Raw genomic sequence first — 21555 nt, forward strand, 5'->3', positions numbered from 1 at the left:
GATGAGAAAGAAAAGAATATGGATATTACTTATAGCAAGCTTTTTTCTAGGTTGTACCGTATACGCAAGCACTCTTTACAAAGATGTCTCTACTACACTCGAAACAATTCACGAACCAGAAATACGTAAAGTCTCTGAACTAAGAACAGAGAAAGTCGAGCTAGTAGAAAAAGAACCTTTTTCATTACTTTTACTTGGTGTTGATGAACGCGAGAATGATGTCGGTCGCTCTGATACAATCATTGTACTAACAGTAAATCCAACTACTAACTCCACTAAGATGATTAGTATTCCAAGAGATACGTATACTGAAATTATCGGGAAAGCAAAGCTTGATAAAATCAATCACGCCTATGCATTTGGTGGAATGGACATGTCCTTACTGACAGTTGAAAACTTACTCGGTATACCGATCGATTATGTAATCCAAGTAAATATGGAAAGTTTTTTAGAAATTGTAGATATTGTTGGTGGTGTTACAGTAGAAAATGACCTTGCTTTTTTAGTCGATGATGTTGAATATAAAAAAGGCTCCATTCATTTAACTGGAGAACAAGCACTTGGTTATGTGCAAATGCGAATGGATGATCCTCTTGGTGATTTCGGAAGACAAGCACGACAAAAACAAGTACTGCAAGCTATTTTGCGAGAAGGAGCTTCTCTAAACAGTTTATGGAATTATAAAGAGCTACTGGCATCTCTCCAACAAAATATACGAACAAATATGACTTTTGAACAAATGGTTGATATACAAAAAGGCTATAAAAACTCGCTCAATCAAATAGACTCGTTATCTTTTCAAAAAGGTGAAGGAAAACGCATCGATGGCATTTGGTATTATTTAATGGATGAAAACGAGCTCTCAACTGTAACAAAAAGTTTAAAGGAGCATTTAGAACTCAAATAAAGAAAACTAGCATCCCTACTTACAGGTATGCTAGTTTTTCAATTATTTTAACACCAAAGTACGATTCTTATTCGACTTATTATCTTTATAGTGTAGAGTACTACCTTTTACAACTAAATCTTGTACATGAATAGAATTTATTTGACTTTTTCCTTTTCCGTCCAATTTCATTTTATATAAATAACCACTCTTTGAGTAGTTACTATAATAAATCCATTGACCGTGAATAGCGAAATAAGGAACTTTATCATTCGTTACTTTAGAAACTTTACTACTTTTTTTATCCATTTTGTATAACAATTCGTCCTTTCCATTCGTATAGTAATACGCTCCGTCTTTTTCAATCATTTTTTCCATTAGATGAAAATAGCTAAACTTATTACTTTTTGCTATTAGGTAGTCTTTTTCATTCCACTGATGATCTTTTTTCAATTGCTCATTAGTCATTAAGAAATAATTGTAATTCACATTTGGTTTATTCGGAACTGGATCATTCCAAGTAGCATCGACATGATAATACTCACCATCCACTTTCACGAGATTCCAAGAGTGATTAACACCTTTACTTGTTCCAGCAACAAATAAAGTCTCAACTCCTACTTTATTCAGCAATAATTGCATCGATTTCGTATATCCATCACAAACAGCAGTTTTGTTAAATAAAGCTCCCTCAACTCCATACGACTCTTTTGGAAGGTCTTTTGTTCTCGTGTCGTAAGCAATCGTCATAACTAAATAATCATGAATTTGTTTTACCTTTTCTAAATCACTCATGTCTTTTTTGATCGTTGTTTTGATAATACGATCCACTTCAACATCGATTTTTTTCTTTTTATCTAAAATTGTTTGCGTGTCATCATTGTATTTGAAATTAATCGTGCCATCAGAAGACGTATTCACAGATGCATAATAAAAAATAGATGGGTTATTATCTACCGCTTTATTTACAAGGTCACTAATTTCCATGTAATTTACTTCATCTGGGTTAAATTTTGCACTAGCCTCAACTTTTAAAAGACTTTCTACAATGCTATTATAAGCTTTTTGCTTCTCATTACTTAATATAGCTATAGTAGAAACTTCTTTTGCAAAACTCTGTATTGGAAAGATGCTCAAAATTAATGTAATAGCAATTGCAAGTTTCGTTATTTGCTTCATCTTTATTCCTCCTACTCAATCATGAATTAATTATAGTTCATAATCTTCTATGATTACACCCAACATTAGTTCGAATATCATGTTTTTTCGTTGTTTTAAGAAAAAATTAAAATAACTAAATACCTATCTTTATAATGAATTTAAATTATAATGAAAAATTACCGTTATTATCAATCGATAATAATATTTTTCAGATATAAAAAGCATTTGAAAACGACATAGTCACTTCCAACTGCTTTTACACTATATTTATAAAATGATTCTAATTTGCTCGATTCTTTCCATTTCCAATTCGGTTACTTTTGCAATTAACTCAACCGATAGGTTTTCCAGCAGCATTCCGCGGACTACTTGTTCAGTTCCTTTTTCTATTCCTCGTTCGATTCCCTTTTCAATTCCTCTTTGTTTAGTTGTACAACAGACTAAAATAGTGGTAGATTCTTTCATTGAAACAAACTTGTCCATAGCTTTGTGGTTCGATATGGATAATCAATTTGTTAATGTACTTCTGAGAAAAATTCATCCAAAACCAAAAAGACTATTAGCGGCGTTAACCGACTAATAGTCTTTTTGGTTTTGTTATGCTTTTGTCGTTTTTCTTCTATTGAACATAATCCAAAGTCCGACAAGAATCGATGCTAGACCTGCAAATAATGTTCCGTATGGATATGTGTCACCTGTTTGAGGTAAAACATTTTTTCCATTAGCACCTAACGCATTAGAATCTCCTGCGTTCGATACGTTTCCTGCATTATTTCGATCGCCTTCGCTCGATACATTGCCCGCATTATTTGGATTTCCATTACCCGTTGTGTTTCCAGCGTTATTCGGATTTCCTGGGTTATTTGGATTTCCCGGAGTACCTGGCGTTCCTGGGTTACTTGGATCTCCCGGAGTACCTGGTGTTCCCGGGTTACTTGGTGTTCCCGGGTTACTTGGATCTCCTGGAGTACCTGGTGTTCCCGGGTTATTTGGATCTCCCGGAGTACCTGGTGTTCCCGGGTTATTTGGATCTCCCGGAGTACCTGGTGTTCCTGGCTTATTCGGATCTACTGGTGGTGTTCCCGGATCTACTGGGAAACCTCCACCCCCGCCTGTAGAAACTCTAACATTCGTTTTTTCAACTAATGTAGTTTGCTCTTGTTTTTCTGTTATTTCGAACTCTACTGGTGTTTTATCTAACTTATAACCAGCAGGAGCTTTTGTTTCTACTAACTGATATTTCCCAACCGGTAAATCTTTCAAACTGATTTCACCGTTAGTATCAGTTGTTAAGTCGGCTACATCTATTCCTGGAACAACATCATATATAGGGTTGTTGTCTCCATCTAAAGTACCTGTATCTTTTCTTAACTCGAAAATTGCCCCTTTTAGTTTCTGAGATTTGTTCGAATTATATTTTGTTAATGTTACAGAACGATCTGTTTTAGTGTTTTTGATTGTTTCTTTTACAATCGCTCCATTAACTCGTGCATCTGAATCTAGTACAATCGTTTTTTCAGTTTTATCAAGAATATAATCTGCATGTGATTCTATTTCTTTTAAAGTATAGCTATCGTATGGAAGTCCAGTAAACGTCAAGACACCATTTACGGTTGTTCCGTTCTTCTTAACAGAGCCATCCTTATTAGAAAGTTCAAATTTAACTCCATCTAAAAGAATTAAATTATCAGCAGCATCTACTTTTGTAATAACTATTTCTCCTTGACCACGTTTATTTTTAATTTCTCCTACATCGTCCATGTCTGTTTGATCTGGTTCAATTATAAAAGGAGCTGTATTAAGGTCAGCTGCATCTGGTAATAAGTAATAGTTTGGTGCTTTTACTTCTTTAAAGTAATAGGTACCCGCTGGTAAATTATTGATAGTAATCTTACCATTACTACCAGTTGTTAATTCGGCTACTGTAATATCATCATTGTCAGCATCCTTAGTCACTTTTACATCACTTGAATCGTATAACTCAAATTCTGCTCCTACTAATGGTGCATGAGTATCTTCGTCAACTTTAGTAAGTGTAACAGCTTGCTTAATTATTTCGTTTTCCACTGTTGCGGCGATTACATCAGCAGTTACTAAGATATTGGTAGCATCATTTACTGTGATATTTGGAATACCTGTTGCCCCAGCATAGCCAGTTGGTGGCGTTAATTCTTTAACTTCATATACACCATATTTTACATTTGTAAATGTTGCAAGACCTTCACTATTTGATGCTGAAGATGTGTACAGCACTGTATTATCACCGACAACATTCAATGTGAACACTGCACCTGATAATGATGTACCGCCATCTTTGTCTGTTTTCTTGATGAGAAGATCACCCTGTTTGAAATTCGTTGCTGTTTTTGAAAGTGCTACTGTTTGACCGTCAATGACTTTATAATTCACTGTTGTTGGGTTAGTCGTATCGAAATAGTATAAATTCAATGGGACAGTTTCAACAAGTCGGTAGTCACCCGCTTCAAGTTCATCAATATAAATCTCACCATTCACATCTGTTATTAAACTTTCTTTGCCGACAACATCTTTATAGACCGAGTCAGCGGTATCTAACAATTGAAGTTTAAACTCAACACCTGCAAGTAAGTCTCCAGTAATTTCATCTGTTTTCACTAACTTAATTGCTTGATTAAATTTTTTGTTCGTTACATTTATCGGTTCTAAGACATTATTTAGATTTACTTTTACACGGTTTTTATACGGCGACGACTCCTTGTCATAAAACGCTGGAGCCTGCGTTTCAATTAGGAAGTAGTTACCTTTTTGTCCTAATTTTGATTTAAAAGTGTACTCACCATCAACACTCTCAGAAACTCTTTCAATTAGAATACCTCCCGATGCTGCTGTCCAAAGTTCAAACACTGCACCATCTAATTTTTTAGTATTGTCATCTGCGTCAACCTTCGTAATAACAAATTGACCTTTAGTATTCGATGCGCTACCTGAGAATGTAAAATTTTGATTGTAATTAGCAGTCTTACCAGCATGATTAGTTGTATCATCTGAAGTGTAAGTTAGTTTTGCTTCATTTACAACTGTTTGTGAACCTCCTCCACCTAAGAAGAAAGTGTCGTATTTTACACGGTACGCTTTATCGATTGTACGATTAAAGTCGATAGTAAATGTTGAATCCATGTCGGTAAATGAAACGTCATACAGCCCGTCACCAGGATCATGACATATGCCTTCAGTAGGATTTGAGTTCGTTCCACTAAAATTCATTTCACAAATTTTGAACGAATCTTCATAAATCTTTTGGTTCGGATTGCCAGCCAAATCATCACCTACTGTATCTTTAATGATTGCATTGGTAAGTGTTGACTGGTTCCAATTTAGATTCATCGTCCAATTCAATTTTGTTGAACCAGTTCCAGTTTGGCTGGCTACCTTCGAAATTAAATTTTGTGAATGCTCAACCGGAACTGTAACGTTATTCCATGCTGCTGAGTAAGGTCCAACTGAATAAGTTCCGCTGAGAGTAGCGTTATTTGAAACACTATCTTTTGTGTTATTCGGTGTGTAGAAATCGTCTTTGTCCTTCGATTCATACACAATTCGATATGGCTTGGTGATCGTATTGCTAAATTCAATCGTGAATGTATTTTCTAATGGTGCAGATGTTAATGTGTAATTGGTACCTTCCGTTAAAGCAACTCCATCAATCGTTCCATTTCCACCGCTTGATAAATTTAGTGGATACACTTTGATTGAATCACGATCAACTACTTGTGTGTCGGATAATGTGTCTGTAAATACAGCACTCGTAATATCATCGAAGTTGTAGTTAATTCCAACTTCCCATTCAAATGTTTTCGTTTGATAATTATATTTACCTTCTTTGTACCCTTTGTTTTTTTGTTGGTCATTGATTACTACCGCATTTGAATGAGTAGAACTGTATGTTTTTCCATCCCATTCCAATGTCCCAATATTGTTATATGCGTCAAGATTCGTTTCTGCTTGAACATCATATTTTGTTGTGTACGTAATTGTGATTGGACTTCTTACTGTGCCCGTGAATTGAATGTCAAATCCATTTTTACTGTTGTTGGTATAAACGTGCGTCACCTCAGTATTACTACCGTAACTGACAACCGGCGTTCCAACAACACCTAAATTACTATTTTCGAAAACATCGTTTAATAGCGGATTTGTCATCTCATAACCCGCATTATTTAACACAATTGTCCAGTCTACTGTTTTCGTTTGATAGTTAAGATTTGCATTTGATTTTCTGATTACGTTTTGTCCATAAAGAGCAGTAGCTGTTTTAGAATCAGATAAACGGTCACTACGAACAACTGTGTTTCCAAGGTTAATGTTAGAGCCCTTTATTAAATCATTTGGTTTTGTTTGATATTTGATTTCGAATGGCTCAGATACTGGTTTTAATAATTCAATCTCAAATCCTTTTGCAGACGTTTTGTCGGTTTCTGTTGTAACACCATCAGCCTGTAAGTACCGAACCTTGTAGTCCATTCCTAATATAGGACCGCCAGTAACGGTAATATCCCCAGTAAATTCGTGCTTATCCAAATTAGACGTCCATTTGTCAGTAATTTTAGTCCCAACTGTTAACGTTTTGCGATTTTCATTGACTTTAACTGTCCATGTTGCTGTTTCATTAGCTTTAGTCGTTTGGGCTGTCGTTTTATTTACCGACTTAGTTAAAGGTGCACCATATTGAATAGTTGTTGAAAGAGCCGGTGTAGACTTCAAATTAAAATTCGCTACATTACTCACTGTTTGGCTAGCGTTATCAGTATCTCCAGGAATTGTTCTGTAGATAATTTCATACGCATATTTACCTTCTAGATTTAACTTGAAGTTAGTTGCAGTATCGCTTGGTGCTGTATATGAAGCTGTAACATCCACTTTAGCACTTTTAGTTCCAACTGCATCTACTGTGTATCTATTAACTTTCAGTGAATTTGTATCGTATTTGTGGTTACCTGTCAGTACATCACTGAATTCACTCCCAGTCTTAAGGTCAACCATCTCAGTGTTGACATTAACTGTCCACTCTACAAAGGTACTGTTTTTTCTATCTGCATTTTCTTGTGCGACAGTTTTATCAATTGTTTTTCCACCTTTTGGTTGGAAATACAGTTGAATCGTTTCTTCACCACCAGCCATTGGCAGTTTCAATTCTTGCTCTAGTTCGTTACTAGAAGAACTAAATATAGCTTTGATGTTAAAATTACCATTCGTTTCAAGTGGTAGAGATACACCTTCTGTTGAAATTGTACGAATGTTTTCATTAAATACAATGACCACATTGCCACCAATTATTTTATAAGTCCCCATTGCCACCAACGGGTCATCCTCACTCGGTAAGTCACCAGATCCACTCACCGCTTTTAACGGTTCAGGCAATGGATAAGTTAATGTCGAGCCATTTCCATAATTATGGTCAGCAGGAAGTGTAAATTTAATTTCTAAATCAATTTGTTCGTCCATTGTTGGACGATAACCTGGAACTTTTATTTTCGGATCTGCTGTAATTGTGTGAATAACATTTGGATTCACAGTTGGTTCATTAGTTCCAGCAGCCAACAGCACTGGGCCCAACAACGCATTCCCTAAAGCTGCTTGTTTTCCACCAGCAACTTGCTCTTCTGCTTGTTCCTCTTCTGGCGCAACTGGCTCTTCAACTTGCACTCCAGTAACTTCAACTGCACCAGAACCATCTGTTGCTTGGCCAGCCAACATCGTTACAGTAACAAGACCGTCCACTGAAATAGTGAATGTTCCTATTTTAGTGCTTCCGATTAATAGGTCACCTGTTTGTACTGTGTCGAATTTATGCTGGCTTTGGATAGAGTATGTTTGCTCTGTTTCCATGCCAGTTCCTGCTGTAAAGTTCCAAACTAGTGTTGCTTTTCCTGCTTCGTCTACTTGGACTTCGGCAGTAAAGTTTTGGACTGGGTCAGCGTTTGCGCTTGCCGCTAGTGGTCCTATGAAACTTTGCAAGACTAGTAGGAAAACTAGTGATATAAAACTAATTTTTTTCATAGTAACCTCCTGTTAGTTTATAGTCTTTATTTTTGCTTGAACGATTAACCGGTCGGTTGGATTTTTTTTGCCTAGTGGCGTGCATGTAACTAGAGTTAGTAATGCATCTTTTTGATCGTCGAGCACATGTACTTCTGATTGGTCTACAACGAATGTGTCAACTATTTCATATTCGTATGTACCAGATTCGGTTTGTACTTCAATGACATCTTGAAGTGCTAGTTCGTCTAAACGATTGAATTGCTTTCCTTTAGTCGTCGATCTATGTCCCGCTAGTCCAACATTATGAACGTCGAATTCTTTATCAGGCTCAATCATGCCAATTCCTTTTGTTAAAGAACTTTCACTCGCCCCTTCAAAAATCATCATTTCCAATTCAATTGCCGGAATACGTACGATGCCTCTCGCCCCTTCTAATAATGCTGGTTTCTCTTCATCAGCATTTGCTTGTACTTCTATTGGCATTTCGGCTTCTTCATGTACACTAATATTCCCTAGGTTTTCAAAAGCTTCTATCAAGTGATCCTGTTTAGAATCTGAAAATTTTTTTTCGATTTGGGGAGAAAAAATTAAGAAAAAACCTAAAAGTAAAAAACAAATACTGACTATTGTCCGCAATTTCATATCTCCTTTCCTAGTTTAATCATTCATTCAAAACTTAGGTATTTTCTAAATTACAATTTTTTCTTTTTTTTAGTTCTTTGTCACTTCTTTTATTTGCACTTCTTAGCGGTTCATATTATTTGCAATCAGAAATACCTACTTTATGTTAACCTTTTCCACTGAACAAATTCTGAACAAATTACATTATCAAAATCTAAAAAAAACACTAATTTTCTCAATTCATAAGAAAATTAGTGTTTTTTTCTTGTAGCTTCATGTTATATTTCCACTATTATTCAATTAATTTATCTAAACCCTCCTTCGCCCCTGGTAATGAAATGGTGATTTTTGTTCCAATACCTTCTTCGCTTTCTAATTTAAACGATGCTTTCTTTATCAATTTTAACTTTTTAAAAGGATTCGTAAATCCAATTCGATCGTTTTTATTGCTTAAAAGCTCTTTTTGTTTTTCAAGAGGAATTCCTACTCCATTATCTTCTATCGTGATGATCACTTGTGACGTGTCACATTGAATCGAAAGTTTTAAAATGCCTCCAGATTCTTTTTTGGAAATACCGTGTTGAACTGCATTTTCCACTAATGGTTGAATCGTCATAGAAGGAAGATAGGCTTCTATCGTTTCATCTATATAGTATTCAATCGTTAGTCGATCGCCAAAACGCATTTTTTCAATAGCTAAATACGCTTTTGCTAGTTCTATCTCATCTTCTAGTGGGATAAGCAAATTATATTTTTTATAATCTAATTTTGCTCGGAAAAAGATGGAGAGATATTCCAATGCTTCCCTCGTTTTTTCTTCATCTTGGTAGCTTAACCCAATAATTGTGTTCAGCGTATTATAAAGAAAATGTGGTGTAATTTGAGCATTGTAAAAACCCAATTCATTATTAACAGCATCTTCCGCTGATTTTTTCATAGCGAGTAACGATTCAATTCTCACCTTCAACTCTTCCGAATCAACAGGCTTTTGTAAGAAGTCGTTTGCACCTGCTTGGAATGAAACAATTAAATCCGTTAATTGTCCAGCTGCTGTAAGGATGATTATTGGTAATTCAACTAAATCATATTCCATACGGACAATATTACACAGTTCATAGCCAGACATTTCTGGCATCATCACATCAACTATCATCAAATCTATCTTTTCTTCTTTCAGTATTTCGATCGCAGCTTCCCCACTATCAACAGCAATGAGATTATACTCAAGCGAGCTAATAATATTGATCAGTACTTTTAAATTGGCATACTCGTCATCTACGACTAAAATAGTCTGAGCTTTCTTTCCACTAATTTTCCTAGGTAGTTCTGGCAAACTATCTACTTCCCTCTTTGGAATATGAATCACTTCTGTCTCTTGTTCTATAGCCATTATAACTTCTTTTTGTTTTTCATCAGCAAGTGGAATTGTAAATGTAAAGCGTGACCCCTGACCAACTTCAGAAGTAACCCAAATACGCCCTCCTGAACTTTCTACTATTTGCTTCGTTATACTTAAACCAAGTCCGAGGCCTTCTTTTTTTCCTAAGCCGCTATTTTCTATTTGATAAAACGTAGAAAATAGTAAATCAAAATGCTCTTCCTTAATACCAATTCCAGTATCTTCTACACATATTTGCATCTCATTCTCATGCACTTCTGCATGTATTGTAATCTTTCCCCTATGTGTGTAGGTAATTGCATTATAAATAAGATTGAATAACACTTGTTTCAAACGATGTTCATCTACAAATAGCAACGGCAAGTTTGTCGGTACTTTGTTTATTAATTTTAACGATTTCGTTGCAGGTATTAAGTAAACCATTTCGGCAAGAACGTCTTCTATTACGTCCATATTTATAGGTCTTGCAAAAGCGGATATTTCTCTATTTTTAATATTAGATGAAAATAACAGATCTTCTACTAAATTTGCGAGTCTTCTTCCGATATTATGGATTAATATAACGCTTTCCTGCTGTTGCCGCTTGAGTGGCCCCTCGACACCTTCCATCAATGATTTAGAAAGATTTAAAATACCATGTAAAGGCGTACTTAATTCATGAGAAGTTTTCGCCAAAAATTCATCTTTTAGCTGATCGTACACAAGGAGTTCCTTCGACAATTCCTCTACTTTATAAAAAGCCACTTGCGAACGATGGTTCATTAGTAATGATAAACTTGCTACCATTAATAAAAATAAGAACAGCGAAATACCTACAATATATATTTCAAAAAAGAACTCTAAGCCTAGCAATACTCCATAAGCCATAAAAGAGGTTACTGTTACCCTTACATACTCGGTTTCATCGATTTTTTTCTTAAAAACCTTCAAAAGCATGATCAATATATACATATAACTGATTCCCACTGTACAAGTTATTAGTAACTGAATATTTTTCAATGGCAAAAATCGAAATATATCGAGTAATGGATTACATATACCAAATAAGAATGCAAGTACCCCTAAGACCGTACAAAAAACAATTGTTCCTTTTTTAAAAAAGCTTAAATAGAAAAAACGATACACAAATAAAATAAAAAATAGCATGGACAAGCTTATAAATGTCATTTGTATATCAACTTGTACTTTTGCAGTTACATGAGGGAATAGTAAAAACAACCATCTTTCATTTACAGTAGAATTATATAATCCTTGGAATAAGCAAAAAAAGCTAAAAAACAGTTCATAAATATACTTTTTTCGTTGGAAATACGTAATAAAATAAATAACTGCAAAAAGTATATACCCAGAAATAAGGACAATATCAAGTAGCTTTGCTGTGTCTTGCTTCACGATAATTTGCTCTTTCGTACCGAAAATTAATGAGGTTACAATTCCTCCGCGCGCATACTCGTAATTTGCAACTAAAACAACTAGTTCAATTTGATTGTTTATACTATCTGCAAATACAACATGCTTTTTAAAATCATAGCGATACTCTGCTTTGTCTTTGGAAGGATTTCCAGCTGCTCCAACTTCTACTCCGTTTATATATACTCTGTTAGCATTACGAATCGTATTTACCTTAATTCCGTAAAGATCATCCTTTGGAACTTGAATAATTAAACGATATGTTCCAACACCATAGGGAGTCTGTTCTTTTGGAAGTAGCTCGTCCCATTTAGCTGGAACCTTTATAAGTTTATGTATCGGTTCATACTTTGTATAAATGTCTACTAATGGATTTGGTGTTATTAATTCATTCGGGTAAAAATCCCAGTTACCGTCGAGCTTCACTACACCGTCCTCATTAAAATTCCAATTTTCTATCGAGAGTGCGCCATTCTCTGCTATTGGAACGTTCGAATTAGGTCGCCATGAATAGTAATACACATTAAAAATCGTTAGTAAATAGACACTTATTGATATTACAATAGAGGTTTTTCTACTCATCTCTCCACACCCCTCCTCATTAAGACATTTCTTCTTACCCTCACTGTACAATGAACCTATTTCACATTACAAGTTAACTTTGCATAAAAATAAGAAGCTCTCGCTTGCGCAAAAAGCTTCTTACTTTAAATAACTTTCACTTTTCTTTAAAACGAATTTTCCCACCATTTCTTAACTGAGCTATTTTCCATAAGTCTGCATCAGCAACTTTCCCAATCGTTGCGTACCCACCGAGTGTCTGTGCATCTGCCATTAAAATGACTGGCTGGCCGTTGGAAGGTACTTGAATCGTTCCAAACTGAGTTGCCTCCGATAAAATATCACTTTTTTCTGTAAAATGAAGCTCGGGGCCATTAAAATAATAACCCATTCGATCTCCACCCTTATATGTAAACTCTGAATGAAAAAAAGCTTGAATACTTTCTTCCTGAAACAATACTTCATGTGGACTTTTCCAAACTGCGACTTCAACCTCTTGTTCATATGTAGGGATTTCTGTTGCAACTAACCCACGTTGGTATTTTGGAAGTACTATGTTAGGAACTGATAATACAGCTCCTTTTTTTAATGTACACCCAATTTCTGCTTTCGGATAAGCTGATTTACTTCCCATGATTGAAGAAGTATCAAAGCCTCCTGACGCAAAAATATATGCAATACTTCCATGAACCGGATGTATAAACGATAATATTTGCCCTTTATAAACAGTTATCGACTTCCATAAAGGAACTTTTTGACCGTCTATTTCCGCACGAAGATCTGCTCCACCAATCGTAATCATATGTGTAGTTAAAATTTCTAAGGAAAGCCCTCCTAAAAACAATTCAATCGCTGCCTCATTTGGAGAATTCCCAATAATTTTATTGCCTAATTGAAATGTGTTTGTGTCCATTGGACCTGCTACAGGTATTCCAAACGCACGATAACCTATTCGACCACCATCTTGTAGAGAAGCATAGACACCTTCTTTTAATACTCGAAATAATTCTTTCATTAGATCAACTCCAAAGGTGTAACCTTTACATTTTTTGCTTCTAGTACTTCTCTAGTCTTTTGTACAATTTCAGCGACATTTTTCCCGTCACCATGAAAACAAATTGTATCTGCCTGTATAGGAATGAGTTTGCCACTAGCAGTTTCAACTTGCTGGTGCATTACTATATGTTCAACTTGCTTTATAATATCCTCTAATTTTGTAAGAACTGCATTTGGTTTACTTCGGTCAACTAAATGTCCTAAATCATCATATCGACGATCTGCGAATGCTTCTCCCGCCGTTTTTAACCCAATTTCATTTCCTGCATGTAATAACTCACTATTACACAGTCCGAAAAGAATAGCACTAGGTATCGTATCAAATACTGCTTGGGCAATAGCTTTTGCTACATCAGCATCTTTTGCAGCTATATTATATAAAGCACCATGGGGTTTCACATGCGATAAAGGCACATCGTGAATACGACAAAAAGCTTGTAAAGCGCCTATTTGATATACTACCATTTCGTAAATTTCAGTAGGACTCATGCTAATACTCCTTCTGCCAAATCCTTGTTTATCAGGAAATCCAGGATGCGCTCCTATAGAAAGATGGTTTTCTTTTGCATCTTGTACTGATTTATTCATCACGGTAAAGTCGCCTGCATGAAACCCACAAGCAATATTTGCTGAAGTAATTACTTTAAAAAGCTCAAAATCTTGTCCGATTACATAATTTCCGAAGCTTTCTCCAACATCCGCATTGATGTCTATTCTCACACTCCCACCTCCGCTATAAATCTGTAAACTGCATCACGATCGTTTTTCATTTCATCCTCTATTTCCTTAAAGTCCTTATGACCAATCGATGCAAATTTCAACTGGTCTCCTGCTTTTAAGAGAAAAGGATTTTCTCGTTGCAATGAAAAAATATCCAAGGGGGTTCTTCCGATAATATTCCATCCTCCAGGCGATTCAATTGGATAAATGCCTGTTTGACTTCCCCCAATACCAATTGTCCCTTTTGGAACTTTTACTCTTGGTTTTTCTAGTCGAGGGACAAATAATGCAGGATCTAAATCACCTAAATACGGAAAACCCGGTAAAAAACCAATCATATAAATCGTATATATTTTATTCGAGTGCAAATGGATAATTTCATCTTGTGATAATCCTGTAATACATTCAATTCTCGTAATATCTTCACAATAAGGTGATTCGTAGCAAACAGGAATTGTAATTTGTCGGGTAGAAAATAGTCTATTGTCTAATTCAAGCACTTCCCATTTTTCGAGAAGTTCATCTATTTTCAGTGTATCTAAAGTAGATGATTTGTGAAAAAAAACAGTAACTGTATGATAACTTGGGACAACCTCTTCAATAAAATAGCCTAATTCTGAAAGGATAAAATCAGAAAAGGAATGGACAGACTGATAAATATCGCGACTAATCCCTTCCCCAAAACTATATCGTAGCGTACGTTCCCCAGTTCTCCATACTTGAGGTAAATTATTTTTCATGATATTACAATACTTCGATGCATGTAATGATACTTTTCTTCAAGTCCTCATGTGACCAACTCGGAATATTCCCATGTTGAATCGCAAGCTCATGAGATGCAGGAATATGAATAAAACCGGAGAGCATTTTCGAATTAGACGCTTTCGCATAGTGCAGTCCTTCATACATGACATTATTACAAAGGTAAGTTCCTGCACTATTAGACATTTCAGCAGGAAAGCCATTTTCTAATAACTTATTTACCATTTCTCGGACTGGTAAAGTAGATAAATAACCTGGTTCGCCAGCCTCTTGAATTAGCTCATCTACTGGCTTGTTCCCTTCATTATCCGCATCGCCGTCTTTAAAATTAATCGCAATGCGTTCCGGTGTAATTTTAAATCTTCCAGCTGCCAACCCAAGTGAAATATGAGCATCCGGCTGTATTTCTTCTAAAAACTGTAGTAATTGCTGCCCAGAAACTTTAAAATCGACAGGCATTATTTTACTAATCACTTTATATTCTCCAATTACTAATCCATCTAGTTCCTCCACAATTTTCATCGTAGGATTCACAGTATAATGTAGAAAAGGTTCAAACCCTGTTAATAATAACTTTTTCATCATTACTCCCCCATTTCTAATTTTATTGGACGTACGCGATACTTTCGTAAAGAATGTTCGATAATTGACATTGGACTATTTTTTAAAACATCTATTACTCCAAGATTAAAGAGATACTGCGATTGCACACAGCTTTCTAGCACTTCGTCATATACTACTTCATCTGCAGCTTCAGAAATAATATCGGCCGCAACCCAATCTGGATAACGTAAAATACTAACCGTTGGGTAAGTTGGAGTAACACTTTGCTCCCGATAAAAGTTAATCGATGATGCTTCTTCAATTGGAAATACTTCAGGCAACCATGCATGACCGTATTTGATAAATCGTTCTTTCCAGTAAGCGTTCTCATCTGCAATTGACGTTCCATCGAATTTTTTACTAATCGATTGAACAATTACTTCTAAATTATCCGCCAACAGATTCTGATTTACATCCTGTGAGATCCGCCCAATTCCATATATTTTTGCACTTGGTAAGAAATAAGAAACCGGAAATCTAGGTGGACTATTATATCCAGCAAAAGGTTGTACCCATTCATGTGACGGAATTCCATGATTATCTACAACAATGTCTGGAGCCCATTTTCTCATTAACTGCGGTAAAATATTCGCTTCTCCAAAAATCGTTTGCTGATATTTAACATGTGCAAATTCTAAACCAACAGCATTATAACGTGCTGCATGATGCTTCCACTCTGGATGTTCTACTACCATTTGCGAAAGTAAATAGCTTCCATCTATATTTGCTTGTGGAATGACAATAATATTTACGTTTTGCAGCAAGCTAGCATTCATGTATGAATCTTTTACTAACTTTAAAACGGCCGGGGTACTTGAAACTTCGTTTGCATGATGTCCAGCTTCTATAACAATCGTTTTCTTAAACAAAGTTAACTTCAAAGCCGCATCGAACATTTCCTCCGACGCTAAAAAGCATTCGATAACTGGGATACTTTCTCCGTAATAAGAATGATCTGGGTACACTACACGCACATTTTGCTCTTGTAATTCAGCACAAATCTCATTTTTTTCAGCAATAAAAGATTCTACTAGACAGGAATACCTTTCTTCATTCGACTCAACAATAGCAGTTATTTCATTGCCATCAAACTGAATTTGAGTAGTTTTGTAAGTAGCAGGTGTATAATCTACCCACTCGAAAACTTGTATAGTCGATTTTGGCTTCTCCCCTTCTCTTATGTGCATGAAAGGATAAAGTCCGCCTGGTGCATTAAACGAAACACCTTGCTTCTTTTTCCCCCATTCAGAAAAGTAATCCAATGTATTAAAATATATATCTTCGTAAAGCGCCTCCATGGAAGAAATACGTTCTTCATCAATTTGCAGCTTCTCTTCTTGTTCACTCATCCAAACATCTAATACAATACGATCAAATAATGGTCGATTAGTACCTTGTCCATCGTTTATTTCTTTTAGATACTCTGTCAGACGAGGTAAAAACTCCTCTAAATAATAGACATAAAATCGTTCTCGATCGGTCGGTATTAAATGTGTTTCAAAGGAATGGTCCGCTCGGTAAATTCGAACTGCTCCAGTAGTAGGATAAGCAAATTTTCCTTCTTCCACATATGGAATTTGTACGGTTGGAATATCTAAATATCCAAGCTGACTTATCGTTCCATCACTATTTATCCCATAAATAATGAAAGTATGCTCTAAATGATCTTCTTTGTAAAAAGTAATGTTTTCTAATTGTAAATGTGTATGTTTGGCAATATAAGCATCAATCGGATACATTTCTTGAATCCAACGAATTGGTAGCTCTAAGCAAGCCTCATTGTCATCGTTTTTTGCATAGATTTTCAGCCCAATTGTTTCTTTCGTCATCATTGGAATGATTTCTTCCCTAACCCACTGAAACCCAGTTTTAAAAGCGGAGTGCACTTTCACATTTTGTACATTCGGAAAAGTAGTCTGAATTTCTTTTTGCAACTCTCGTCGAATATGTGTCGGTTCTGAAATGAATACTTCTATTTTAGCTCCATCTTCTACTACTGCATTTTGTAAAATATTTCGGGCTAATTCAACTTCGGATACATCTTCCCAATCTTCTTGAAAAAGTAGCTTAGACGCCTTTTTTTCATCTAAACGCATTTTTTGCTCCCAGTACCCGAATGTCCCTTCTTCACTCCAGTTTTTCTGCACATTCAACCATGCTAACGCTGAAGCTACTTCTATTTTATTTCCTTCTAACTTAAACACATTTTTCCGGACAAGTTCAAACTTAATTTTTTCACCTGGAGAAATAGAAAATTGGATTGTTGCAAAAGGATCACCCGTTACAGGCAACCTAATTTCCGTGCAATATAATGCGGCTCTTGCAACAAAATGGCATAGTTCTATAAAAACATCTCTAGACTTAAGTTCTTCATTTACTTCCACATTCAAGCATAATGTTTGATGCGGCGACGCTTCTATATCTGAACCAAAGCCAGAAAAGCTCCAAATGTCGGATATACTTTGAATCGGCTTTATAACAGACAGTTGCTCATCTAATTCACCAGCAGAATCCAAACCTAGTAATGAAAGTTCGGATAATAATCTAGAACATTCTTTTTCATTTTGATAATAAATATATATCGTATCGCTTTTATATTCGACCAGATTAGATGTTTCATTTTCCATAAATATCATCTTCACTGTTTGACCATTATCTACAAAAAAGTTATACGATAATGCTGTTGTTTCATAGCCTACTCTTGCAAAAAAGTCTAGTAAGCCGTTTGGCATGAATCCTACTGGTAAATCTACAAATAGAGATACCCCATCTATCACATGATCATGATTTTTGTCGACGAATATTCCATCTAACGTCCAAATATCTTGTAGCTTTTTCAGATTCATTACCTCCTACATTTTCATATTTGGATCGAAACGATCGCGTAACCAGTCACCTAGTAAATTAAATCCTAAAACAGTAAACATAACAGCTACTCCGGGAAATACAGCAGTCCACCAAGCAGTCGTAATATAATTTCGACTATCTGCTAGCATTCCTCCCCAAGAAGGAATCGTTGGATCTACCCCTAAGCCTAGAAATGTTAACGATGCTTCTAATAATATAAACTCTGCAATATACATCGTTCCTAATACAAAAATAGAAGAAAGTACATTCGGTAAAATATGCTTCCTAATAACCGTAAAATTCGTACCACCAATTGCTTTTGCAGCATGAATAAACTCTTGCTCTTTCAATGCAATTACTTGCCCTCGTATAAGTCTCGCAAAACCTACCCAATACGTTATTCCTAAAATAATTATGATTTTCCAAATACCAGTACCCAAAATACTCATAACAACGATTGCAAATAAGATAAACGGAAATGCTAATTGGATATCAGCAACTCGCATGATAAAATCATCTAACCACTTCCCAAAATACCCTGAAACTAATCCTAAAATTGTACCGATAACAAGGGAGATTAATACTCCGAAAAAGCCGACCATTAACGAAATTCTTGCACCGTATAATATTCGTGTGAACAAGTCCCTTCCTAGCTGATCAGCACCTAAAAAGAAAGTAGATTCTCCCGTTGGATCTGACCAGGAAGGGGGCGTTAGTCTTGAAACTAAACTTGCTTTACCCGGATCAAATGATGTTAGCCATGGTGCAAAAATAGCACATCCCACACTAATTGAAACTAAAAATATTCCGATAAAACCTGCTGGATTCTTTTTGATAAATCTTGTGAATCTTTTCCAAAAAGACTTTTTAGGTTGAGCTAATGATTTTTCTTTTACTGCAACTGTCATTAGTTACTCCCCTTTCCAGTTTTAATACGTGGATCAATAATGGAATAACTTAAATCTACGATTAAATTGACTACTACCATGATAATTGCTAAAAATATAACGCCACCCTGGATAACAGGATAATCTCGTTGATTAATCGCATCAATAATAAGTCTTCCAACACCAGGCCATGCAAAAACTTGCTCGATAATAACTGCTCCACCTAGCAAAGAACCGAATTGCAAACCTAAAAAAGTAATTGTTGGTAATAGTGCATTTCGAAATGCATGCTTTATAATAACTGCCCATGAACTAATACCTTTCGACTTGGCCGTTGCAATATATTGCTGATTCATCACTTCAAGCATCGACGAACGAACTAATCTCGCCAATATACCCGATAAAATCATTCCAAGCGTAATGGATGGCAAAATTAATGAAGAAAAACCATCAAATCCGGAGGAAGGTAACCATTTTAGTGTCACTGCAAATACTAAAATAAGCATAATTCCTAACCAAAAGTTCGGAAATGAAATACCAATTAAAGAAAATATTCTTCCGAAGAAATCTATAGGAGTCCCTCTTCTAACTGCCGATATGATACCTACTGGAAATGCAATAAGAATTGCTACTACAATTCCACCTAATGCTAAAGCTAATGTTGCACCAATTCGCTCAAATATTAAATCTGTAACGGGCATTCCGCTTCTATAGGATGTTCCAAAATCCAACGTCACTACACCTTTTAAAAATAGTCCATACTGTATGTACAACGGTTTATCTAAGCCTAAGTTTTTAGTTATTTCTTCAATTGCTTCTCTTGTCGGCTCACCTGCACCAAACATCACGGAAACAGGATCCCCAGTTAAACGAATAGCAAAGAAAACAATAAGTGAGATTGCAAATACAACCAATACAGTATGGAGTAATCTTCGAATAACATAAGTTAACATACTTATCCACCGTCCCCTTTTAAAAGAAAGAGATAGTATGAGATGTTCATACTATCTCTTAAATATTGCTTTTATTCGACCGTAACTTCTTCTAAACGCATACGATCTTCGTTTGGTGGTTGGAAGTTTTTCAAACGTTTATTAACGCCGTATAAATCTACTGCTTGATATAGATTTACTTCCGGTGCTAATTCGTAAAGTAACTCCGTTAATTGCTTAAAGATTGCCGCACGTTCAGTTTGGTCCACTGATGCACGTTGCGCTCTTAATAGCTCTTCCACTTTTTCGTCTTTAAATGATGGATTCCATAGTTCACCTTCGTAATACATTAAATATGCTGTATTATCAAAGTCTAACGTCCATCCGCCCCATCCATTGCGATACATATGTCCCGCATCACCTTTTGGAATTAAATCCGATGTTAAAGTCGTGCCATCTACACTGTTAATATTAACTTTTAATCCTACTTCTTCTAAATAGAACGAAACTGCTTGAGCAATTTCTTTAAAGTTGCCATCTGTACCAGGGATAAATAAGTCTAATGCAGTACCTTCAGCAACTCCTGCTTCTTTTAACAACTCTTTCGCTTTTTCTGGATCATATGGATATGGTTTTAAATCTGGATTGTTACCGAATGACAATTCACTTTGGAAAGTACTAATTGGTTTCGCATATCCATTAAGAATTGTGCTAATAATTTCTTCTTTATTGATCGCATAGTTAATCGCTTGGCGTACTCTAACATCTCCCATAGGTTCTTTAGCAGTGTCAAATCTCAATGCATAAACAGTAGGAGTTCCTACCTCTTTTAGTTCTAAGAAATCAGTACCTTTTATCGTATCTGCTTGTGCTACATCTACACGTTTCATGATATCAATTTTTCCTGTTTGTAGTTCTGCCAAACGAGTAGAAGGCTCTGGAATTATTTTAAAAGTTACTTTATCTAATTTTGGAAGTCCTTCTTTCCAGTAGTTTTCGTTCTTCTCAAGTACTGCTTCTTGATCTCGTTTGTAACTTGTCATTTTAAATGGACCAGTTCCTACTGGATTATTATTGAAGTTTTCGTCGCCTTTTTCTTCAATATATCCTGGAGGAACGATTACTGCCCCATAACCAGCCAGCTTTGTTAATAAAACTGGGTCTGCATTACTCAAATGCATTGTTACTGTATATTCATCATTCACTTCTACAGATTCAATTGACGTATAGTTTGAATATTGAGGTCCTTTTTTACCTTCGTCGCCTAATAATCGATCAAATGTATATTTTACTGCTTCCGCATTAAATGGCTCTCCATTATGGAACTGGATTCCTTGACGTAATGTGAATACGATTGTGTTGTTATCTGTGTACTCCCATTTTTCTGCTAAACCAGGTTTTAACTCCAAATCTAGTGTACGTTCTACTAACCCTTCAAACACAGAGTTTGCTACTGTACTCCAATCTAATAGGAATGTATCAATTGGATCCCAGCTTTGTGGATCACTTGAAATACCTACTACTACTTCATTGCCCCTGCTTGCCGCCGGATTTTCTCCAGAAGTAGGTTTTGACTCACCTTCTGTTTTGGTTGTCGTCTTACCACCTTCACTCGAACATGCAGCTAAAACTAACATTAAAATGGCTAATATCGCTACTAATCTTGTTTTGAACATTTTTTTCATTTCCCAT

At 35.7% G+C, this 21555-nt stretch carries 14 protein-coding genes; 1 reads left to right on the forward strand and 13 read right to left on the reverse strand.

Annotation, left to right across the window (positions count from 1 at the left end; genetic code table 11):
• Position 1 precedes the first annotated feature (1 nt).
• Positions 2 to 907 (forward strand): LCP family glycopolymer transferase, encoded by a 906-nt coding sequence (locus tag RUH95_RS09575; RefSeq protein ID WP_313892640.1) that lies wholly within the window; start codon positions 2 to 4, stop codon positions 905 to 907.
• 42 nt (positions 908 to 949) lie between these two features.
• Here the strand turns inward: RUH95_RS09575 and RUH95_RS09580 are convergent, their stop codons facing one another.
• From RUH95_RS09580 to RUH95_RS09640, 13 genes are all read right to left on the reverse strand, one after another.
• Positions 950 to 2065 (reverse strand): DUF5050 domain-containing protein, encoded by a 1116-nt coding sequence (locus RUH95_RS09580; RefSeq protein WP_313892641.1) that lies wholly within the window; start codon positions 2063 to 2065, stop codon positions 950 to 952.
• 249 nt (positions 2066 to 2314) lie between these two features.
• Positions 2315 to 2512 (reverse strand): hypothetical protein, encoded by a 198-nt coding sequence (locus RUH95_RS09585; RefSeq protein ID WP_313892642.1) that lies wholly within the window; start codon positions 2510 to 2512, stop codon positions 2315 to 2317.
• 132 nt (positions 2513 to 2644) lie between these two features.
• Positions 2645 to 8083, reverse strand: a complete 5439-nt coding sequence (locus tag RUH95_RS09590) for a SpaA isopeptide-forming pilin-related protein (protein ID WP_313892643.1) — start codon at positions 8081 to 8083, stop codon at positions 2645 to 2647.
• Between the two features lie 12 nt (positions 8084 to 8095).
• Positions 8096 to 8701 carry a class D sortase gene (locus tag RUH95_RS09595; RefSeq protein ID WP_313892644.1) on the reverse strand — a complete coding sequence of 202 codons (606 nt, stop codon included), beginning with the start codon at positions 8699 to 8701 and terminating at the stop codon, positions 8096 to 8098.
• A gap of 277 nt (positions 8702 to 8978) precedes the next feature.
• A complete protein-coding gene (locus RUH95_RS09600) occupies positions 8979 to 12077 on the reverse strand; it encodes a hybrid sensor histidine kinase/response regulator (protein ID WP_313892645.1) in 3099 nt (1032 codons plus the stop codon).
• 136 nt (positions 12078 to 12213) lie between these two features.
• Positions 12214 to 13071, reverse strand: a complete 858-nt coding sequence (locus RUH95_RS09605) for a 5-oxoprolinase subunit C family protein (protein WP_313892646.1) — start codon at positions 13069 to 13071, stop codon at positions 12214 to 12216.
• Complete coding sequence (locus RUH95_RS09610) at positions 13071 to 13832, reverse strand: LamB/YcsF family protein (protein ID WP_313892647.1); 762 nt, start codon at positions 13830 to 13832, stop codon at positions 13071 to 13073. Before RUH95_RS09610 ends, RUH95_RS09605 begins: the two co-directional genes overlap by 1 nt.
• Positions 13829 to 14572, reverse strand: a complete 744-nt coding sequence (gene pxpB / locus RUH95_RS09615; protein ID WP_313892648.1) for a 5-oxoprolinase subunit PxpB — start codon at positions 14570 to 14572, stop codon at positions 13829 to 13831. Before pxpB ends, RUH95_RS09610 begins: the two co-directional genes overlap by 4 nt.
• Positions 14573 to 14576: 4 nt before the next feature.
• A complete protein-coding gene (locus tag RUH95_RS09620; RefSeq protein WP_313892649.1) occupies positions 14577 to 15176 on the reverse strand; it encodes a pyroglutamyl-peptidase I in 600 nt (199 codons plus the stop codon).
• A gap of 2 nt (positions 15177 to 15178) precedes the next feature.
• Positions 15179 to 18043: a M14 family metallopeptidase gene (locus RUH95_RS09625; RefSeq protein ID WP_313892650.1), complete on the reverse strand. Its 2865-nt coding sequence runs from the start codon at positions 18041 to 18043 to the stop codon at positions 15179 to 15181.
• 6 nt (positions 18044 to 18049) lie between these two features.
• Positions 18050 to 18952, reverse strand: coding sequence for an ABC transporter permease (locus tag RUH95_RS09630; RefSeq protein ID WP_313892651.1), 903 nt, complete (start codon positions 18950 to 18952; stop codon positions 18050 to 18052).
• A complete protein-coding gene (gene nikB, locus RUH95_RS09635; protein ID WP_313892652.1) occupies positions 18952 to 19884 on the reverse strand; it encodes a nickel ABC transporter permease in 933 nt (310 codons plus the stop codon). The genes RUH95_RS09630 and nikB overlap by 1 nt, the downstream gene beginning before the upstream one ends.
• Before the next feature lie 71 nt (positions 19885 to 19955).
• Positions 19956 to 21548, reverse strand: coding sequence for an ABC transporter substrate-binding protein (locus RUH95_RS09640; RefSeq protein ID WP_397469491.1), 1593 nt, complete (start codon positions 21546 to 21548; stop codon positions 19956 to 19958).
• Positions 21549 to 21555 lie beyond the last annotated feature (7 nt).

The organism is Psychrobacillus sp. (assembly GCF_032154225.1).
Classification (GTDB): Bacteria; Bacillota; Bacilli; order Bacillales_A; family Planococcaceae; genus Psychrobacillus.

Coding starts and splice junctions, on each gene's coding strand:
- pxpB (WP_313892648.1), bottom strand. CDS start 14,572: ATGAAAAATAATTTACCTCAAGTATGGAGAACTGGGGAACGTACGCTA.
- RUH95_RS09620 (WP_313892649.1), bottom strand. CDS start 15,176: ATGAAAAAGTTATTATTAACAGGGTTTGAACCTTTTCTACATTATACT.
- RUH95_RS09630 (WP_313892651.1), bottom strand. CDS start 18,952: ATGACAGTTGCAGTAAAAGAAAAATCATTAGCTCAACCTAAAAAGTCT.
- RUH95_RS09625 (WP_313892650.1), bottom strand. CDS start 18,043: ATGAATCTGAAAAAGCTACAAGATATTTGGACGTTAGATGGAATATTC.
- nikB (WP_313892652.1), bottom strand. CDS start 19,884: ATGTTAACTTATGTTATTCGAAGATTACTCCATACTGTATTGGTTGTA.
- RUH95_RS09605 (WP_313892646.1), bottom strand. CDS start 13,071: ATGAAAGAATTATTTCGAGTATTAAAAGAAGGTGTCTATGCTTCTCTA.
- RUH95_RS09590 (WP_313892643.1), bottom strand. CDS start 8,083: ATGAAAAAAATTAGTTTTATATCACTAGTTTTCCTACTAGTCTTGCAA.
- RUH95_RS09580 (WP_313892641.1), bottom strand. CDS start 2,065: ATGAAGCAAATAACGAAACTTGCAATTGCTATTACATTAATTTTGAGC.
- RUH95_RS09600 (WP_313892645.1), bottom strand. CDS start 12,077: ATGAGTAGAAAAACCTCTATTGTAATATCAATAAGTGTCTATTTACTA.
- RUH95_RS09640 (WP_397469491.1), bottom strand. CDS start 21,548: ATGAAAAAAATGTTCAAAACAAGATTAGTAGCGATATTAGCCATTTTA.
- RUH95_RS09575 (WP_313892640.1), top strand. CDS start 2: ATGAGAAAGAAAAGAATATGGATATTACTTATAGCAAGCTTTTTTCTA.
- RUH95_RS09585 (WP_313892642.1), bottom strand. CDS start 2,512: ATGAAAGAATCTACCACTATTTTAGTCTGTTGTACAACTAAACAAAGA.